This window comes from Shewanella sp. AC34-MNA-CIBAN-0136 (assembly GCF_040309945.1).
Taxonomy (GTDB): domain Bacteria; phylum Pseudomonadota; class Gammaproteobacteria; order Enterobacterales; family Shewanellaceae; genus Shewanella.
In genome coordinates, this window is record NZ_JBEOPJ010000006.1 from 68,556 (window position 1) to 89,024 (window position 20,469).

At 43.1% G+C, this 20,469-nt stretch carries 15 protein-coding genes; 6 read left to right on the forward strand and 9 right to left on the reverse strand.

Annotated elements, in window-relative coordinates:
- Nucleotides 1–124: 124 nt before the first annotated feature.
- The 3 genes from AAEY94_RS07685 to hutI all read right to left on the reverse strand — a co-directional run bounded on the left by AAEY94_RS07685 (nucleotide 125) and on the right by hutI (nucleotide 4,302).
- A complete protein-coding gene (locus tag AAEY94_RS07685) occupies nucleotides 125–1,786 on the reverse strand; it encodes an amidohydrolase (RefSeq protein WP_350978246.1) in 1,662 nt (553 codons plus the stop codon).
- A gap of 180 nt (nucleotides 1,787–1,966) precedes the next feature.
- Entirely contained in the window at nucleotides 1,967–2,743 is a 777-nt protein-coding gene (locus tag AAEY94_RS07690) for a haloacid dehalogenase type II (protein WP_502959389.1), read from the reverse strand.
- A gap of 326 nt (nucleotides 2,744–3,069) precedes the next feature.
- Entirely contained in the window at nucleotides 3,070–4,302 is a 1,233-nt protein-coding gene (gene hutI / locus AAEY94_RS07695; RefSeq protein ID WP_350978248.1) for an imidazolonepropionase, read from the reverse strand.
- 133 nt (nucleotides 4,303–4,435) lie between these two features.
- Here hutI and hutC point away from each other — a divergent pair, with 133 nt between their 5' ends.
- From hutC to AAEY94_RS07720, 5 genes are all read left to right on the forward strand, one after another.
- The gene (gene hutC / locus AAEY94_RS07700; RefSeq protein ID WP_101088691.1) at nucleotides 4,436–5,143 is read left to right on the forward strand and encodes a histidine utilization transcriptional repressor HutC; all 708 of its coding nucleotides are present in this window, start codon (nucleotides 4,436–4,438) and stop codon (nucleotides 5,141–5,143) included.
- 95 nt (nucleotides 5,144–5,238) lie between these two features.
- Nucleotides 5,239–6,909: a urocanate hydratase gene (gene hutU / locus AAEY94_RS07705; protein ID WP_162024174.1), complete on the forward strand. Its 1,671-nt coding sequence runs from the start codon at nucleotides 5,239–5,241 to the stop codon at nucleotides 6,907–6,909.
- Between the two features lie 3 nt (nucleotides 6,910–6,912).
- Entirely contained in the window at nucleotides 6,913–8,451 is a 1,539-nt protein-coding gene (gene hutH / locus AAEY94_RS07710) for a histidine ammonia-lyase (RefSeq protein ID WP_101088622.1), read from the forward strand.
- Between the two features lie 345 nt (nucleotides 8,452–8,796).
- Nucleotides 8,797–10,065 (forward strand): mechanosensitive ion channel family protein, encoded by a 1,269-nt coding sequence (locus tag AAEY94_RS07715; protein WP_101088621.1) that lies wholly within the window; start codon nucleotides 8,797–8,799, stop codon nucleotides 10,063–10,065.
- 81 nt (nucleotides 10,066–10,146) lie between these two features.
- Nucleotides 10,147–11,571 carry an alpha/beta fold hydrolase gene (locus tag AAEY94_RS07720; RefSeq protein WP_350978251.1) on the forward strand — a complete coding sequence of 475 codons (1,425 nt, stop codon included), beginning with the start codon at nucleotides 10,147–10,149 and terminating at the stop codon, nucleotides 11,569–11,571.
- Nucleotides 11,572–11,669: 98 nt separating this feature from the next.
- On the opposite strand, the gene AAEY94_RS07725 is transcribed toward AAEY94_RS07720, so the two are convergent.
- The 5 genes from AAEY94_RS07725 to AAEY94_RS07745 all read right to left on the reverse strand — a co-directional run bounded on the left by AAEY94_RS07725 (nucleotide 11,670) and on the right by AAEY94_RS07745 (nucleotide 15,881).
- Nucleotides 11,670–12,224, reverse strand: a complete 555-nt coding sequence (locus tag AAEY94_RS07725; protein WP_101088619.1) for a lysophospholipid acyltransferase family protein — start codon at nucleotides 12,222–12,224, stop codon at nucleotides 11,670–11,672.
- A 362-nt stretch (nucleotides 12,225–12,586) separates the two neighbouring features.
- Entirely contained in the window at nucleotides 12,587–13,054 is a 468-nt protein-coding gene (locus AAEY94_RS07730) for a DUF2489 domain-containing protein (RefSeq protein WP_101088618.1), read from the reverse strand.
- 95 nt (nucleotides 13,055–13,149) lie between these two features.
- A complete protein-coding gene (gene yihI / locus AAEY94_RS07735; protein ID WP_101088617.1) occupies nucleotides 13,150–13,698 on the reverse strand; it encodes a Der GTPase-activating protein YihI in 549 nt (182 codons plus the stop codon).
- A gap of 55 nt (nucleotides 13,699–13,753) precedes the next feature.
- Entirely contained in the window at nucleotides 13,754–14,416 is a 663-nt protein-coding gene (locus AAEY94_RS07740) for a methyltransferase domain-containing protein (RefSeq protein WP_350978254.1), read from the reverse strand.
- An 841-nt stretch (nucleotides 14,417–15,257) separates the two neighbouring features.
- Complete coding sequence (locus AAEY94_RS07745; protein ID WP_101088615.1) at nucleotides 15,258–15,881, reverse strand: c-type cytochrome; 624 nt, start codon at nucleotides 15,879–15,881, stop codon at nucleotides 15,258–15,260.
- Nucleotides 15,882–16,145: 264 nt separating this feature from the next.
- On the opposite strand from AAEY94_RS07745, the gene yihA reads away from it, so the two are divergent.
- Entirely contained in the window at nucleotides 16,146–16,820 is a 675-nt protein-coding gene (yihA, locus tag AAEY94_RS07750) for a ribosome biogenesis GTP-binding protein YihA/YsxC (RefSeq protein WP_101088614.1), read from the forward strand.
- A 733-nt stretch (nucleotides 16,821–17,553) separates the two neighbouring features.
- Here yihA and polA read toward each other — a convergent pair.
- On the reverse strand, nucleotides 17,554–20,310 hold the full coding sequence (gene polA / locus AAEY94_RS07755) for a DNA polymerase I (RefSeq protein ID WP_101088613.1): 2,757 nt from the start codon (nucleotides 20,308–20,310) through the stop codon (nucleotides 17,554–17,556).
- Nucleotides 20,311–20,469 lie beyond the last annotated feature (159 nt).

Below are 20,469 nucleotides of genomic sequence, written 5' to 3' on the forward strand. Positions count from 1 at the left end.
CATGGCTATTATGGTGTTAAAACGTACAACAAGCAATGCCTGTGTCACTTTGGCACACAGGCTGAAACGTTATTAAAACCAATTCTACTTATCTTACTTATCAATAAACCATACTCAATGCAGTTTACTCTTGTGCAAATACCTTGCGGCCGTTGACCCAGGTGGCGATGACTTTGTTTTGCCAGATCTGTTGTGGGTCGATTGTAAAATAGTCATCTTCGACTAGGATAAAGTCTGCTTTTTTACCGGGTTCTAATGAGCCTAAAAGCTGCTCTTGATGGCCTGCGTAGGCGGCGTCGATGGTGAAGCTTTTGAGTGCTTCGATACGTGAGAGTTTTTCAGTGGCGAGCCAGCCGTCTAGTGGTTGGTTAACATGGTCTTGGCGGGTTACGGATGAGTGCAATCCAAAAAATGGGTTGGGCGATTCAATAGGGAAGTCTGAACCATTGGCGATGACGGCATTAGCGTTTAACAGCTTGCGCCACGCATAAGCACCGGCCAAGCGGGCTTTACCTAAACGGTTTTCGGCCATGTTTTTGTCGCTGGTGGCGTGGGTTGCTTGAATCGATGCGATAACCCCAAGTTGGGCAAAACGCGGTATGTCGGCTAAATCGAGAATTTGTGCATGTTCAATGCGATGGCGTAATGCTTTTGAGTCGGTTGCTGCAATGGCGGTTTGGTATTTATCGAGTACCACTTGATTGGCGTTGTCGCCAATGGCGTGGGTATTAACCTGAAAGCCTGCTTTCATCGACTGTAAAATCAGTTTGCCGAGTTGATCGTCTGAATACAGCATTAAGCCTTTATGGCCGGGTTGGTCTGAATATTCTTTGATTAATGCCGCACCACGGCTGCCTAGTGCGCCATCTGCCGATATTTTTACACTGTCGACTTTAAACATGTCATTAGCAGTGGTGATATGGCCTTGCTTTAAGATGGTGGTAAAGCGAGGGTCTTCAACCGATAGCATGCCATTAACCCGCACGCTCATGGCATTGTTCGTTGCTAATTGTTGGTATGCCTTGATGTTGTCGATGTTGATGCCGGCATCGTGCACACTGGTTAGCCCGTATGACGCTAGGCTATCCATCGCTAGGGTTAAGGTTGATTGTAATTGCTGCTGATTGAGATCGGGGACTATGTTAAACACTAAGTTCATCGCATTATCGATTAATACACCAGTAGGATTACCTTGCTCGTCTTTGACAATTTCACCGCCTTCTGGTGCCACTGTGGTTGACGAAATTCCCGCGAGTGCTAACGCTTTGCTGTTAACCCAAATGGCATGACCGTCAACTCGGCCAAATGACACTGGATTAGCTTTAAAGGCTTTATCTAGACTTTCTTTAGTCGGAAATTGTTTGCTGTCCCATAATTCTTGGTTCCAACCGCGGCCCATTAGCCATCCGTCAGTTGGGTTGTTTTTACTAAATGCTTGCGCGCGTTCAACGGCTTGTTGTTCGCTACTGGTGTTGGTCAAGTCTGCGGTTAATAAACTCAAACCATACCCTAGCACATGACCGTGGGCGTCGATTAATCCAGGTAATAAGGTTTTACCTTTGCCATCAATTGAGGTGATATCAGTTGCACTAGGTAAGGCTTGGTTTAAGGTAAATAGTCGATCAATTTTGTCGTCAGTAAATTGGATAGCATTGAAGGTTTGCAGTTTTCCGTCGACGAGCGTGTAGCCATTAACATGATGCATCAGTGTGGTTTGTGCCATGGTGTTTGCGCTTAAACTAGCCAAACATAATGCTACTGATAGCGCTAAATATTCCTTTCTCATCTGTTTTCCCTTTTTATGACGACGATTAATCAGCATTCATTAAATGTTAATTAATGGTTAATGGCAAGGGGCAGTGCAAGTCGTCTTAAGGGGGGGGGAGATTGATGGGGCTATATAGAGGAAATACTCATTGCTGTGTAAATTTATCGCCCAGCTAATACTGGGCGATAATCGTTAAGGCTAGTTGAACTTAGCTAGGGTGCTGGCTAATTCTTTTACATCCAGTACGTTGTAGTCTGGTTGTGCTGCTAGCGGGAACAACACTTTACCTTGGCGACGAATAAAGGCGGTTTGTAAGCCTGCTTTATCTGCACCGGCAATATCCCAGCCGTGCGCGGCAACCATTAACGCTTCATTTGCATTAACACCTAAATCTTTAATGGCCCATTGGTACGTTTTTAAATGCGGCTTAAATACTCCAACAGACTCTATGCTTAAGTTGGCATCAAAATACTGGCTTAAATTAGCATTTTTAAGCTGTAAGGTTACGCCTTCCAATGATGAATTGGTTAAGGTGACTAGTTTGTAGCCTTGGGCCTTCAATTTAGCTAAACCTTCCGCAACATCTGGGTGAGCGGGTAATGAACGAAGTGGCGTTAAAATGGCGGTTTTAGCTTGTTCTGGTGTAATGGCAATGCCGTTGATTTCGGCTACCATTTGCAGTGACGCAACGCCAATGCTACCAAACGTTTGGTAATCACCTGTAGCTGAAACTACTAAAGAATGATGCAGCATGGTTGAGAACCATAATGGCAGTAAATCTTCACGGCCATTAAGCGCTTTACCCACAGAGGCGCGCATATTTTCAAGATCTAACAAGGTTTCATTCACATCAAAAATAATCACTTTAGGCTTAACTAATGGTGCTTGCACCGCAGTATCTGCTAGATCTTTAGCAAAAGCGCTACTGGTATTAAGCATAAAAAAAGCTGTCGCAAGCGATATTAAAACACGGATTTTCATAAAACCTCTGGCAATGTGATGTTGGTTGAAAAGAACTTATCGAGTATTCATCTCACTATTGTTGTCTGTGATACTGACTATAACAAGTTGAACGATTGTTCATTAATATAGTCAGCCTAAATGAAACTGACCTTAAAATCACGGTTTTATTGCCCAATAGTTTAATAAATCTGAACTCGGGATTTGAGGTGACGTACATAGCAGCGCCACTGGAGATAGACATTATCGCCAGTGGTACTGCTATTAGTAGTGAGTTTTAGTTGACGTTGTGGCTATTTGATTGAAAAAAGTTGAGCCCAATTGTTTAACGGTTTAACTGTTTAATTGGGTAGCGCAACTACCTGACCATTTTTGACAACGGTTTTACACAGGTTCACTCCGTAAGCATAAGCTAATTGTGCTGGAGTGGTGATATCCCACAAACAAAAATCAGCTTGTTTACCTACGGTAATACTGCCCACCTTATTGTCGATACCCAGTGCTTTTGCAGCATTAATGGTTACACCTTGTAAGGCTTCTTCTGGGGTGAGTTTGAATAAGGAGCAAGCCATATTGAGCATCAATAAAGTGGAGCAAATAGGCGATGACCCCGGATTAAAATCGCTGCCAATAACCATTGGCACCTTGTATTGACGCAGTAAGTCGATTGGCGGTAATTGGGTTTCGCGTAAAAAATAAAATGCGCCGGGTAACAAGGTTGCACAGGTACCACTTTCGCTTATGGCTTTAATACCTGCTTCATCTAGAAACTCAATATGATCGACCGATTTAGCCCCAAGCTTGGCTGCTAAGGCGCTACCGCCCATATTGGTTAATTGCTCAGCATGCAGTTTAACCTGCAGACCTGCCTGTTTAGCCGCAGTTAATACTCGCTCAGTTTGCTCAAGATTAAAGGCGATATTTTCACAAAATACATCGACGGCATCAGCAAGGTTTTCGGCGATTACCGCGGGGAGCATGTCATTAATGACGAGGTCGATATAGGCATCTGCATTGTCTTTATATTCTGGCGGAATAGCATGGGCGCCCAAGAAGGTGGTGCTTACATCAATGTGATGATGTTCGCCTAGCTCACGCGCAACGCGCAATAATTTAAGTTCTGTTTCGGTGTTCAAGCCGTAACCAGATTTAATTTCAACCGTGGTGACGCCTTCTCTGGCTAGGGCGTTTAAGCGTTGTCGACCCAGTTCAAATAACTCAGCTTCATCAGCTTCACGACAGGCGTTAACGGTTGAGATTATACCGCCGCCAGCCCGAGCGATATCTTGGTAACTCGCACCTTGTAAGCGTTGTTCAAACTCATTGGCGCGATTACCTGCAAAGACTAAGTGGGTGTGTGCATCGATAAGCCCTGGTGTTATCCAGCCGCCTTTGCCTCTGTAAACTGGGGTTGCCAGTACATCAAATTCAGGTAGTTCACTGCGCGGGCCAACCCAAGCAATTTTGCCATCTTTTATTGCAATAGCCGCTAGAGGTATTACGCCGTAAGCCCCTTGGATATGGGTATCCATGGTGGCCACGTTTACATCAATCCACACTTGATCCCACGACATGAACCCCCCTAAAAATGCATTAATTACTGATTGCTAAACAATACTTGTTTTAACTTGTATATACAAGGTAGGATGAATGATGTGTTTTTAAACAGCAATGACATTATTGTCTAAAAAACCGAGAGCTGCTGATATGGCCCAAGCAAAGTTTGCCCAGATAAAACAATTCATTTTGAGCCGTATTGAAACGGGCGAATGGCAAGAAAACGACCGAGTGCCGTCTGAAAATCAGCTAACTGAATTGTTCGCCTGTAGCCGTATGACAGCAAGGCGGGCGTTAACTGAGCTGGTGGACTCGGGCGTATTAGAGCGCACTCAAGGGGTAGGCACCTTTGTGGCAGGTTTAAAGTCGCAATCGTCATTACTGGCTATTCGTAATATTGCCGACGAAATAAAAGATCGTGGCCATGGCTACAGTGTTAACCAGCTTGAATTGAGACAAATCGAGGCCAGCACAACAGTGGCTAATGCACTGGGGTTGGAATTGGGCAGCCCTGTATTTTATTCGGTGTTGGTGCATTGCGAACAAGGCTTGCCATTACAAGTTGAAGAGCGTTATGTAAACCCACAGCTGGTGCCTGATTACCTACAACAAGATTTTAGCTCACATACTCCCCATGAATATTTGTCGGCAGTAGCGCCACTGACAGAGGCCAAGCATACCGTTGAAGCCATTATGGCTAACGAGCTGTTACAACAAAGGTTGTCGATTGCTGCAACGGAACCTTGCTTACAAATTTTACGTCGTACCTGGTCGCGCCAAGGTGTGGTCAGTTTTGCTCGTTTAGTTCATCCGGGCAGCAAATTCAAACTAGGCGGCCATTTAACCTTTGCGCGTTAAAAGGTGGTATCGAAAATGAAAACCGTAAGACATTAAAAATACACAATAAGACCAATAAAAAACCAAACTGAATAAACTCGGTTGAAGAGGATAATATGGATAAACGACACGACCCAAGCCGTCGCATTATTGCGCCACACGGTACCCAATTACAGTGTAAAAGTTGGCTAACCGAAGCCGCGATGCGCATGTTAATGAACAACTTACACCCTGATGTTGCCGAACGCCCAGAAGACTTAGTGGTGTACGGCGGCATTGGCCGCGCCGCGCGCGATTGGCAAAGTTACGACAAAATTATTGAGGTGCTTAAACGCCTTGAAGACGATCAAACCTTATTAGTGCAGTCTGGTAAACCTGTTGGGGTGTTTACTACTCATAGCAATGCGCCACGGGTCATTATTGCTAATTCAAACCTAGTGCCACATTGGGCGAATTGGGAACACTTTAACGAGCTGGATAAAAAAGGTTTGGCGATGTATGGCCAAATGACTGCGGGTTCGTGGATTTATATTGGTTCGCAAGGCATTGTTCAAGGCACTTACGAAACGTTTGTCGCCATGGCTAAACAGCACTTTAATGGCTCGTCAGCGGGTAAGTGGATTTTAACTGGCGGTTTAGGCGGCATGGGTGGTGCACAACCACTGGCTGGTACTATGGCGGGCTATTCGGTATTAACCTGTGAAGTAGATGAAACCCGTATCGATTTTCGCATGCGCACTGGTTACGTCGACAAAAAAGCCACTTCATTAGATCAAGCATTAGCGATGATTTATGAAGCAAACCAAAGCGGCAAGCCGGTTTCGGTCGGTTTATTAGCGAATGCCGCCGATGTGTTTACAGAGCTAGTGACCCGCGGCATTGTGCCTGATGTGGTGACAGACCAAACCTCCGCGCACGACCCATTAAACGGTTATTTACCTCAAGGCTGGACTTTAGAATACGCCGCTCAAATGCGTAAAACTAACGAAGCGGCAGTCGTTAAAGCGGCGAAGCAGTCAATGGCAGTGCAAGTTAGAGCAATGTTGGCATTACAGGCAGCCGGTGCAGCAACCACAGATTATGGTAACAATATTCGCCAAATGGCCTTTGAAGAAGGCGTCACGAATGCGTTCGACTTCCCTGGGTTTGTACCAGCATATGTGCGGCCATTATTTTGTGAAGGTATTGGACCATTCCGTTGGGTAGCCTTGTCTGGCGATCCGGAAGATATCTACAAAACAGATGCCAAAGTCAAAGAGCTTATTCCAGATAATCCGCAGTTACACAATTGGCTCGACATGGCGCGTGAGCGTATTGCGTTTCAAGGCTTACCTGCACGCATTTGCTGGGTAGGGCTTAAAGATCGTGCCCGCTTAGCGTTAGCTTTTAATGAAATGGTCAAAAACGGTGAGTTATCGGCACCAATTGTTATCGGTCGTGATCACTTAGATTCTGGCTCAGTTGCCAGCCCAAATCGCGAAACAGAAGCCATGTTAGACGGCTCCGATGCGGTGTCAGATTGGCCATTAATGAATGCCTTACTCAATACGGCTAGTGGTGCAACTTGGGTGTCATTGCATCATGGTGGCGGCGTTGGTATGGGCTTTAGTCAACATTCTGGAGTGGTGATAGTGGCCGACGGAACCGATGAGGCTGCGGTACGTTTAGGCCGAGTATTGTGGAACGACCCCGCTACTGGGGTAATGCGCCATGCAGATGCTGGCTATGACATTGCAAAAAATTGTGCCAAAGAGCAAGGCTTAGACCTGCCAATGTTAGGAGCTTAATCCATGTCGACTTATTCATTTGAACTTATTCCAGGTACGTTAACATTAGCGCAGACTCGTGCGATCAGTCGTAATAGTGTCAAGCTGACCCTTGCGAAAGAAGCGATTAAAGACATTAATCAAAGTGCTGAAATCGTCCAACAAGTATTACGTGAAGGCCGTACTGTTTACGGTATCAATACTGGCTTTGGCTTGTTAGCCAACACTAAAATTGTTCCAGAAGATCTGCAATTATTGCAACGCTCTATTGTATTGTCCCACGCCGCTGGCATAGGAAAATACATGCAAGATGCTACCGTGCGCTTAATGATGGTGTTAAAAATTAACTCATTAAGCCGCGGTTTTTCAGGTATTCGTTTAGAGGTTATCGAGTTTCTCATCCAGCTAGTGAATGCTGGTGTGTATCCGTGTGTGCCAGAAAAAGGCTCAGTCGGAGCATCGGGTGACTTAGCGCCATTAGCTCATATGTGTTTACCTTTGTTAGGTGAAGGTGAAATGAGCTATCAGGGGCTGATTATCTCAGCAGCGGAAGGGCTTGAGATTGCTGGGCTAAAACCTATTGAATTAGCAGCCAAAGAAGGCTTAGCGTTACTGAATGGTACCCAGGCATCAACAGCCTTAGCGCTTGAAGGTTTGTTTAATGCAGAAGACTTGTTTGCCGCCAGTTCAATCATTGGCGCCATGAGTGTTGAAGCCGCTATGGGCAGTCGTAGTCCGTTTGATGCGCGCATTCATGCTGCGCGCGGGCAAAAAGGTCAAATCGATTCGGCAGCTATTTTCCGTCATTTGCTCACTAATGAATCGGAAATTAGCTTAAGTCACACTAATTGTGAAAAAGTGCAGGATCCCTATTCACTGCGCTGTCAACCACAGGTCTTAGGTGCGTGCTTAACCCAAATCCGTCAAGCAGCAGAAGTGCTTGGCGCTGAGGCAAACGGTGTTACTGATAATCCATTGGTGTTCCAAGATACGGGCGATATTATTTCGGGCGGTAATTTCCATGCCGAACCCGTTGCGATGGCGGCTGATAACCTCGCGATTGCGATTGCTGAAATGGGCTCTATTTCGGAGCGTAGAATGGCGTTGTTGATTGATTCTAGCTTGTCTAAGTTACCGCCATTTTTAGTGGATAACGGTGGGGTGAATTCTGGCTTTATGATTGCTCAGGTAACCGCTGCAGCATTAGCCTCTGAAAACAAGACCTATGCGCATCCGGCCTCGGTAGACAGTTTACCGACATCGGCAAACCAAGAAGATCACGTGTCGATGGCGACATTTGCTGCACGACGTTTACGCTACATGAGCGAAAATACCCGTGGCGTGTTGGCGATTGAGTTGTTAGCTGCTGCGCAAGGGTTAGATTTTAGAAAGCCGTTGCAACCAAGCGCAGCTGTGGCGCTGGCCAAAGCTGAACTGCGTGAAATAGTGACATTTTATGATAAAGACCGTTACTTTTCACCTGATATCGAGAACTCGGTCGACTTGTTGTATGGCGCCAGTTTTAACCGATTGCTACCGCAGGGCATGTTACCGAGTTTTTAATTGAGCGAAACTACATGTCATGAACAGGATATGTTTAGAGTAATTTGACAAAGGACCGCAAGGTCCTTTTTTATTACCTTTTATTGCACCCGCGTCAAAGCTAATTTTTGTTTAATCTTGTTTGGGTATACTCACATTCATTGCAACTGTTAACATAATCGTGAAAATAGTAACTTGTATTAAATTTATCATCTTGACCGATAGAGTCGATGTTTCGGTAACGTTATACATCAACACCATGCATAATGAGCACACTGATAAGCCTGTGAATGTTTGCTTGCATTTATGCGGTTTAATTTACGTCTTTTGATTGAGTAAAGGGCAAACGTGGCTAAGGATTTGTTTGTGAATACAGAAGTGCGGATTGAAATTGCGGCTTGGTTAACCCGTTTGGGTATTAATAGCCAACCATCGGATGGTGTCGCAACATCGATATTAATTTTGGCTTGTGTGGTTGTAGCAGGTTTAAGTTATTACATTACCCATCGATTTGTAGTTCACGGTGTGAATGCAGTGATCCGCCGATCCTCGGTGACTTGGGACGATATTTTCATGCGCTTTAATGTGTTTGAACGTCTCGCTATTTTGATCCCCATTTTAATCCTCGATTTATTGATCCCTATTGTGCTCACCGAGCATGAATTGATTAGCGCTTTTATTGACCGTTTCCTTAGCGCGTTGTTAGTGTTTTTTATGATTCGAGCTGTGTATAGCGGGTTGAATGCGATTGATGAAATTGCTGATATTAATCATGTTAATCGCCGTTTACCGGTAAAAAGTTTTGTGCAGCTGACTAAGTTATTCCTATTTTTTATTGGGTTAATTGTTGTCTTTGCTATTTTAGCCGACCAGTCGCCTATTTATTTCTTTAGTGGTTTAGGTGTGGCTACCGGTTTGGTTATGTTGGTGTTCCGAGACACCATTTTGGGCTTCGTTGCTGGGATTCAACTTGCTGCTAACCGCATGGTGAGTAAAGGCGATTGGATCCAAATGGATAAATACGCTGCAGACGGCGCCGTTGAAGATGTAACCTTAACCACAGTTAAAGTACGAAACTGGGACAATACCATTACCATGATCCCAGCCTATGCATTAGTGTCTGATGCATTTAAGAACTGGCGCGGCATGTCCGAGTCGGGCGGTCGACGAATTAAGCGCTCAATCAATATCGACGTCAATAGCATTCAGTTTTTGACCGATGAAGAACGTATTCGCTTAGGGAAAGTCAATTATTTGAAAGAGTATTTACCGCAAGTATTCAGTGAAATCAGTGTTGCTAATGCCAACATAAGTGATATTGAGATGAAGGTGAATGGCCGTCATTTAACCAATATCGGAACATTTAGAGCATACTTACAAGAGTATTTACGTCGTCATGACAAAGTACATAAAGACATGACATTGATGGTAAGGCAGCTTGCTCCAACCACTGAGGGCTTGCCGATAGAATTATATATTTTTACCAATGATATTCGTTGGACCTATTATGAAGCGATTCAGGCAGACATTTTTGATCACATTTTTGCCGTGTTACCTGAGTTTGGTTTACGTGCGTTTCAAAGCCCAACAGGTACTGACATTCGCAGCATAAAGCAATGTACCGAACAGCATTGATAAGCCGCCAGATAAGCGATATTTGCAGTGGTTAAATTCCTGGTATTAATATCATTGCTGTTGCTGTGGTGGGCGATGCCCGTGCAAGCTAATTGGTTTAATGATATCAATAGGCAAGTTCGCTCGATAGACGTTGAAAAATCACTGACTGCCGAGCCGTTAACCGCCGCAGAGCTAGCTGATTACCCAACAAACTATCAATTTGAACGAGTAATAGTACCAAGCCATCAAACTCCGCTGTTTGTGTTACAAGCAGGGCTTGAGCACCGTGACACTGTGGTGCTTATTCACGGTTTAGGTGAGTTAGCCTCTAAAGACTGGTTAACGGTGATTCCCGCGTTAGCAAAGCAGTATCATGTAGTTGCTATCGATTTACCTGGTTTTGGTCTATCGCAAGGTGCTGTATTTACCTATTCACCTAAAGAATATGCCAAGGTGATCGATTGGGTTATTAGCCATTATCGCCATCCCAATGCTCAGGTACATCTTGTGGGACACTCGATGGGGGCAGCGATTAGCTTATACTATGCTAGTCAGTACCCCAGCAAAATTGAGCAACTCGTACTGGTCGATGCCGCCGGCATTTTGGACCGGACTGCGTATCTAAAACAGATTTCTAAACGAGGTATGGCTAGTAGCGAATTACCACAAGGCTTACGCCGAGTGTTAGCCCAGGTTGATAACTTTGCCGATAAGATACTAGAGAAAACTGGAACCGGGTTAGATCCAACGAAATGGTTAAGTCACAATGAGTCTATTCGTAATATGACCATTGGCGAACAAACCAACACTAATGCGGCATTAGCATTAATGGAACAAAACTTCTCTGTGCTTAATTACCAACAGATGCCTGCGACGCAGTTAATTTGGGGCGCCGATGATCAAGTTGCGCCACTACGGACCGCTCAAGCACTGCTACATGTATTACCTACAGCACAACTGCAGGTTATTGCTGGTGCAGGGCATGTACCGATGAAATCACATCCACACACCTTTAATCAAATGTTATTAACGGGCCTTGCATCGACTTCTACTTTTCCTTCTAATGCTAATGTTTTGGCTCGTGAGCAACATTCAGAAAATAGCAGTAAGCGTATTGGCAAATGCTATCAAGAAAGCCAACAATATTTTTCTGGGCATTATGATCAGCTCATTATTGAAGACTGTAAATTGGTGTTCATTGACAATGTTGATGTAAACCAGCTCACGATGAGTGACTCGATTGTAACCATCAAGTCTAGTCGCATAGGTATGCAGCAGAAAAAGATGAAGATCGCCCGCAGTACTATTAGTGCCACAGACACTCACTTTTTGGGTGAGATTAACAGTACTCGCAGTCGGTTTGATTTAGCTGGGGTAACCTTTTGGGGTGAGTCTCCGGTGTTCATCTCGCAAGAGTCGACTCGGCTAGTGTTATCTTTAGTGCGGATCCATACGCCAACGCACGTTATACGTTTAGGCGGCAGCTATGTGCTAGCCGCTGAGAGTTTAGAAAGCGTGTTATAAAAACCGCTGAATGCTGTGTAAGACACTTCTTGTATATCCAACACTGTCGCACTTCTGATTAATCAATATAAGCTAATTGAGCGTTAATTATTGCAGTACTATTTCTGCTGATAATCAGGAACCATTTTTGGATGATAACCTTTGATTGAACGGTAAAAATCCATTAACTGATTTATTTCGCGTTCAATATCTCCCGTCGGTCTTAACGGTTTGGCAATCACAACCGCTTTGCGGCCAAAATCTAATCCGATTGGCACTATATCAACATCCGCTTTGGCTGCAATATGGTAAAAACCACTTTTCCAACGAGTTACAGGGCTACGTGTGCCTTCAGGTGCTAAGGCCAGTTTATAAAGTGGATCTTGTTGGAATAACAGCACCACGCCATCAACTAAATTATTGTATTTACGTCTATCGACAGGGCTACCGCCCATGGCGCGAAATAGCCATCCCCAGGGCGGAATAAACAGCTGATGCTTGCCTAAAAAATGAATTTTGGTGCCTAAGGCGCTGCGGGCGATAATGCCAATGATGAAATCCCAATTACTGGTATGCGGGCCAACAATAATGACGCATGGCTTAGTATTATCGAGTTGGCCATCAAATTCCCAACCCAGTATTTTGAGTAATCCTAAGCAAAGTGAACTGAACATAGTGTGACCCCAATCATTGAGCTTTATTAAGCTTCTTGTTATTTCAATTTGTCAGCCAAACTGGTGTGGTTAATTGACGTTAATTTGTTGCTGGCATCTGCTGATGCTTACTTTAGCTGATGTGTTATCAGCATAGCCTGCAATCGTACTCATTTCATGCTTAACCTCAATTCAGCTAAGGCATGAGATAAATGTGATTAGTTAAGTTGCTGCAAACTTGTCATTGGCTAGCCTATTGACGCGTTATTTCATCTTGTTAGCAGAATAAATAACAAGTTTGATAGCGATAGTGACTAAGATTGTGTTTTTTATTATGACCTCCTGAACTCTTATCTCGAGTTCAGGTTAACTAATATGTTGCGCTAATGAGTGGTTGGCTTATCAAACTCGGCTATGTGTTTTGCTTCGTCTAGAATAACCTGTTCTAACTCTGCTTCTGATTTCATCCGCTCAAAATCAAACTTCATCCGTTGTTGTTTTGGTAGCTCATTACGCGCTTCCATGATGGGATGGTTTCTAATCAGCTCATAATGGGTAAACAGGTTAGGGAAGTCTGCCACAACTTGTTCTGACAAGGATAATGCATCAAATAATTTACCTATGCGCATAACGCCTTCAGACAGTTCACAACGATCTTCTAGCATTGCTGCGGCAATGTAACGGATATCAGTCAGTATTTGTTGTCTACGTTCTTCAGCTTTAGCCTTACGTTCAGAAAGTGCTTGTTGATTAGCTTGTGTTGTACGTTTAAGCGTTAACAGTAAGTGTGTTGCGTAGGTAGCAAGGGCTACAATGATGAGTAGAGCAATTACGATGGCGGTTGTAGACACAATTTATCCTTTTTTGAATACAAAACTGGCGCGATTTGCGCCAGTTTTTTGATATCAAACCAAGAAATAGCTTGGTATTACTTTCATCGAACAGATTAATCTTTCTGCTGATAATCTTTAAGCATATCGGCACCTGATTCAAAACGATTTAATAGTTCATCGTCACTCAGTTGCTTTTTAGGACTTTGTGTTGGCGTATCATCGCCTTCAGTTAGGCCTAAGCTCAACATCAGTTGCTCAATTTTGTCTAATTGAATATTCAACCACTTTTGATCAGTGTCAGATAAATCACGACCTTCTTCAAGTTGGTCAAGTAACTGATTTAGTCTTGGATCATCTTCAAGTTTCAGTAACTTCTGTTCGTCAGTCAGTTTAGGCTGTTTAGGCTTAACCACTAATGGCGCGGTAACAGACGTAGGTAAAGTAAGTGCTACCGGCTTTTTGCTGCCATGACGGACATCTTTACTCTTAACCGAAGTGTTACCTGATGCTTGTTTAAGCAACGTTTCATTGTGACGGCTGCCTGATTTACGGCCGGTTTCAGATTTTTTACCATCGACCGCGTTGCGATCAACTTTTTTTACTCTAGGTGCAAACTTAGCGCCGTTTTCGCCGCCTTTGCGAGTTTTTTTACTGCGAGCCATGATGTTCTCGTTAGGTTTTCTAAACACGTCCTTGCAGAGCAATTTCTACAAGGCACTAAATAAGGATGCGCTTTATATCAGATTTTGATGATTTTTGCATCAAAACCAGATCTTTCGATGCAAATAATAGCTCAAAATCACTATTTAATGCTAAATATTCGAATGTCTGCTGCTGGTAAAAGCTTACATGAGTTGGATTGTTTTTGTAATGCCATTTGGCAAAATGGTCTTGATCGGTCAATAAAGGCGTGCCTATTGCTAACCAGCCATTGGGTTTAACCAGTTGATTGAGTAATTTCCATTCACGGTGTGGATGACGAAAGTGTTCGAATACCCGGTAACAACATACAAAATCATAGCTATGTTGCAGTACCGACTGATCTGCAGCAAAGAATGGGTCGTACTGATTAACAAGATGACCAGCATCAACAATGGATTGTCTGCTCTGTTCGTCAAGTAAGCGGCCAAAATTAAGACCAGTTAACGCACCGCTCTGTTGCTGAGATATTTGGGCTAATAGTGGCAGAATAAATTGCGATAATGGTTTCTGATTCGATGACTTTTGCGATCGACCGTAACGCTGACGCTCAACATCTGGCATAAGATGTGATTTTGGGTTAGCAAAGACTAAGCCACACCGTTCGCAGATGTAGAAAGCTCTTTTTTTGTCTTGAACAAAAAAATCAGCACTATGATTACAAAGCGGACATACGTTCATCAAATACAGCATTACCTAAGTATTGACTTAATAAACGATTATATAGCGAATGCGGTTAATTTAAAGTAAGTATTTGAAATGAAGTTGATATTGATGCTATTTGGGCATAAAAAAAAGCGGCAGTATAAACTGCCGCCTCGTAAAATAGTGCCTAACGCACTTTATTCTGATTCCAAGTATCCGTACTTGCTATGTGACTATCCCGGTCAGATCTTTATTTCTTCTGCTTTCCATGCCGTTTTTAATTGTTATTGGTCATCAATGACGCTTTTTTATATTCTGTTGCCGTCCTGACTACAGCTTCCGTAGATGGTCTTCAATGACGCATCATTATCCTAATTGTCTTCAATGACATTAGTTAACCATCCTTGTTACTTTATACCTTCGAGCGATAAAGCTTCCAGCGGGTGCATCCTCAGCAATAAGCTTTGTTTGCCATTATTTGAATCCTTCAAATAATACTCTGGGTTATCAGTCACTCTGTTGTGTAAGGCAGTGCTAAATAGCATGTCGACCAATCGGTCTATTCCTTACAAATTCTGCGACCAGTATTTCAAAATGAAATCTCGACTCATATTATTATTATTAGTGAGTGGTCTTAAATTATTATTATTATGAATTATCTTTATTCTTATATCTTAAATGTATCAGTCCGAAACCTGCTTGATGTTATTAGATTTATGTTACAAACAGTTGGGTTTACCTCGGTACGGGGTGTATTTAACGCTAAAAGTGTGAACACTGTCAAGTAATAATCGATGAAGCTTACGTCAACGTCAACTTGGTGGCATAAAAAAAGGGCTAGAAAGCCCATTTTTTTATTAGTAAATATTCAAGGGTATTAGTGCTTAATACTTGAAATATATTTAGATAATGCTTCGATATCAGCATCAGATAATTTTTTAGCTACATCTTGCATCATGCCATTTAAATCGTTGTGACGAACTCCATCACGAAATTGTGTTAGCTGAATTTTGATATAGTTAGCATGCTGACCACCCACGACAGGGAAGCCTGCAGCAGCTGCGCCTTGGCCTTCAGGACCATGACAGGCAACACATGCTGTAATACCACGAGCGGCGTCACCGCCTTTATACAGTTTTTCACCTGCTGTGGGTACGTCGGCAACATCGGCGACAACTTGTACTTGGCTTGCAAAGAATGCTGAAACATCAGCGATGTCTTCATCACTGAGCCCCATTGCAAAACCGATCATAATTGGGTTCATGCGACCTTCAGCACCACCGGTTTTAGCAGCAAGACGAAATTCTGTTAATTGTTTTTCAAGATAGGCAGGGTGTTGTCCTGCTAATTTAGGATACATATCAATCATGCTATTGCCGTCAGCACCGTGACAGGCAGAACATACGATTGCTTTAGTTTTGCCTGCTTCAGCATTACCTTCAGCCATAACTGATGATGACATAGCGGCGACTACAGACAGCGCAAGAGCTAACTTTTTCATGGCGTTCCAACTTCTAGTTAATTTATTGTCCTGAGCTTACTAGGAAGACCCGCAAGCGTGGTAAAATGTTTTTTCCAAGCGCTCTGATGTAGTTTACGATGCTCGTGAAGAGCTAGATCATTTATGACTACATCACACATATCAGCGTTGCTTGGGTATATAATGTGATCAGGCTAATATTTTACACGAAAATGTGCAAAAGTAAGCAATTGTTAAAAATTTATGGTAATGCGTTTACTAGAAGTAATTTAATTGGAGTTAAGAGTGACAGAATCTCGTATCGATTTCCGTAGGGCTAAGTTTTTAATCAGTGCGCCGGATATTGCGCATTTAGATCAGTATCTTCCTGGGGATATCGGGGTGGAGATTGCGTTCGCTGGGCGCTCTAATGCCGGTAAGTCCAGTGCGCTAAATGCGCTTACTGAACAAAAAAGTTTAGCTCGAACCAGTAAAACGCCAGGTCGAACCCAATTGATCAACGTGTTTCAGCTAGATGATGATCGTCGTTTAGTCGATTTACCTGGCTATGGTTTTGCGCAAGTTCCTTTAGCATTAAAACATAAATGGCAAGAAGCGCTTGGCGAATATCTACAAAAGCGTGCTTGTTTAAGTGGTGTGGTGGTATTGATGGATATCCGTCATCCATTGAAAGATCTCGATATGCAAATGATTGAGTGGGCAGTATTAAGCAACATTCCTGTATTAGCATTGCTAACAAAATCGGATAAATTGACTCAAAGCGTCAAAATGAAAACCGTTAATGATGTGCGTGCAGCCTTAAAAGATTTTGGTGATAAAGTGCAAGTTGAGACACTATCGTCGCTAAAAGGCACCGGTAAGCCCAAAGTGTTGAGCATCTTAAATGATTGGTGTCATCCAGAATGGTTAGCTGAGCAGAAGGCAGAGCAAGCGTCGGAGTCGGAGTTAGCACCAGAGTAGCGGTCGAGTGATATAAAAGATTAGCAAAATTAAGAACCGGCAAATATGTCGGTTTTTTTTCGTCTGAGTTTTCTACGTTGTAACAATGGCGATTTTTAAGCAAAAAAAAACCGATAACCAAACGGCCATCGGTACAAATAAATTAGCTCTTTTGGGGAGAAGCTAAATTCAACAAGACTCAAGTGCCATCAACTCAATTTGATGACTCTCAATAACCGTATAATAACTGTTTTTTAACCAACATTAAAGTATTTACTCTAAATATTTTTAATGATGAAAAAAAATCAAAAAAAAAGCCCCAGCAACCTAAGTTGCTGGGGCGCCGAATTTGGCTAGTCACTATCGCTAGTGAAATAAAGGTTTGAAAGATTGAACATCTTAACCTCTGTACCCTACAACGAATATAATAGCTTATTCGCCTTAAAATGAAAAACTGTTTTTCATAAAAAGATATAATAACTGTGACTGCAAACTCAAAATAGTCTTTATTTGCCGCTTAGAACGATGAACTAGTCGGTTATATATCATTAAATTGGTCATTGAGGCATAGGTTGAGTAATAGAGGATGCATAGGTGGTGAGGATATTTATTGCGCTAAGCGTTCAGTTCAGTTCATTTCATTTCAGTTTAGCCATAGTTACAATGTCCAAATAAAAATACCGCATTCTAATGAATACGGTATTTTTGTTTTAGCTACAGACGTTTATTTTGCAAACATAACCTAAGCCAATGACTAGTGGGCTTCATTCCAGTTGTCGCCAATGCCAGCCTCGGCTAATAATGTCACGTCTAATGACGCTGCTTGCGCCATTAAATCGCACACTTTGGTTTTGAGGGTTTTAGCCTGGGCCTCATCCACTTCAAATACTAATTCATCGTGTACTTGCATTATCAGGGTAATTTCACCTTGAGTGTCTTGGTTAATCCACTGGTGAATGGCTATCATGGCTTTTTTGATGATGTCTGCTGCTGTTCCTTGCATCGGAGCGTTAATCGCTGCACGTTCAGCTGCCTGACGACGCATTGCATTACGGTCGTTGATTTCAGGCAAGTATAAACGACGTCCGAATAATGTAGATACGTAACCTAGCTCAGCGGCGATGGCTCGGGTTTCTTCCATGTATTTGAGTACACCGGGATAGCGAGCAAAATACGTGTCGATATACTTTTGTGCTTCATTGCGTGGAATATCGAGCTGTTTGGCTAAACCAAACGCAGACATTCCATAAATTAAGCCAAAGTTAACCGCTTTAGCGCGGCGACGTTGCTCAGTGGTGACTTCTTCAAAGTGCACTCCAAAGACTTCCGCTGCGGTAGCTTTATGAATGTCTTTGCCTTCTGCGAATGCGGTTAGCAAGCCTGCATCTTGAGATAAATGAGCCATGATCCGCAGTTCTATTTGCGAATAATCGGCAGCTAAAATTTTACGACCTGCGGGGGCAATAAAGGCTTGGCGAATACGACGGCCTTCTTCAGTACGGATCGGAATATTCTGTAAGTTTGGCTCACTTGATGACAAACGACCGGTTGCAGCATTAGCTTGGTGGTAACTAGTATGCACTCTGCCAGTCGTGGCATTAACCATAAGCGGCAGTTTGTCGGTATAAGTGCTCTTTAATTTGGCTAGGCTACGATGTTCAAGAATAACTTTAGGTAAAGGGTAGTCAAGTGCCAGCTCCACTAATACATCTTCTGCTGTTGATGGCGCACCTTTAGGGGTTTTCTTCTTTATTGGATAACCTAGTTTTTCAAAAAATAGCGTTTGTAGTTGCTTTGGTGAAGCGAGGTTAAATTTTTCTTCGGCAATTTCGTAGGCTTTATTTTCCAAATCATCAAGCTTTTTGGCTAACTCACCACTTTGTTGACTAAGTAGCATTGAATCAATCAATACACCTTGGCGCTCTACATCAGACAATACTTGTATTAATGGTAATTCTAGCTCATTAAATACACTGGCCAGTTCTGGTTCTTTTTCAAGCCTTGGCCATAGATGTTGATGTAAACGCAGAGTGATATCGGCATCTTCAGCGGCGTATGGCCCAGCAATATCCAAATGAACTTGATTAAACGTCAGCTGCTTTGCGCCTTTGCCAGCGACTTCTTCAAAACTAATATTTTTATGGCCAAGGTATTTTAACGCTAAACCGTCCATGTCGTGACGCGATGCGATTGAATTAAACACATAGGATTCGAGCATAGTATCGAAGCGTATACCTTTGAGGGTAATACCTGCGTTGGCTAAAATACTCATATCGTACTTCAGATTTTGACCCACTTTTTGTGGTTTTTCGCCTTCAAGGATCGGACGCAACTTTTCAAGCGCTATGGTTTTATCAATTTGCTGCGGCGCATCAAGGTAATCATGTGCTAACGGTAAATAGGCTGCTTTACCTGCTTCGGTAGCAAATGATAAACCGACAAGTTCCGCTTCCATGTAGTTGAGACTTGTGGTTTCGGTATCAATCGCTATCAGTTCGGCGCTATTAAGTTTTTCAATCCATTTATCAAGCGCTTCTATGGTCAGAATCGTTTCATACTCAGCTTCAATGGTTGGCGATACGGTGATTTCTTCTTCGCTATCTTGGCTGATGGTACCGCGGGGTTGCTTATTATCGAGTACTTCCGCTAACCAACGCTTGAATTCCATTTCACCGAAGCATTTAATGAGTTCATCACGGTCTTGAGGCTTAACCGTCATTTGATGCCAGTCTTGTGCTAACTCGACATCGGTTTTAATGGTCGCCAGTTCATATGACAACTTTAACATGTCGGCATTTTCGATGATTTTAGCCGGCATGGTTTTCGAGCCTCTAAAGCCAACTTCAACGACGCTTTGTGGATCGGCTAAAATATTTTCTACACTTCCTACACCAAGCAGCATCGCCAGCGCGGTTTTCTCACCGACGCCAGGTAAACCTGGAATGTTATCGGACTTGTCGCCCATGAGTGCTAAGAAGTCGATTATTCTATCGGGACTGACACCATATTTCGTTTTGACCTCTTCAGGGCCCATAATGGTATCTGTCATGGTATTGATTAACGTGACATGCTCATTCACTAGCTGTGCCATGTCTTTATCGCCGGTACTGATTAATGTCGCCCGGCCTTCTTTACTCGCTTGAAGGGCGATGGTACCGATCACATCGTCGGCTTCCACACCAGAAATGCTGATCAAAGGTAAACCCATTGCGTGAATGATTCTATGTAATGGTTCTATTTGATTACGCAGATCATCGGGCATAGGTGGGCGCTGGGCTTTGTATTCACTGTACATATCGTTGCGGAAAGTTTTGCCTTTAGCATCGAAAACAACAGCGATATGACTAGGACTGTAACGGCTTAATAAACTACGAAGCATGTTAACAACACCGTAAACCGCGCCTGTTGCTTCACCTTTTGAATTGGTTAAATGAGGCGGCGCATAATAAGCGCGATAAAGATAAGATGAGCCATCAACTAAGATGAGCGGGTTATTGGGAATTGTTGGCATAATTAATATTCGTGTTCAGTATTTTGCGAGACTAATAGGATGACATTATACCCATAGCACCTCAAGATGCTTGTGCGATTGTCAGTTATTTACCCAAGATAGTGTCAATAATCGTAACGTTTGACTCGTTGTGTATCCAGTGAGGTTTTTTGGGCAATT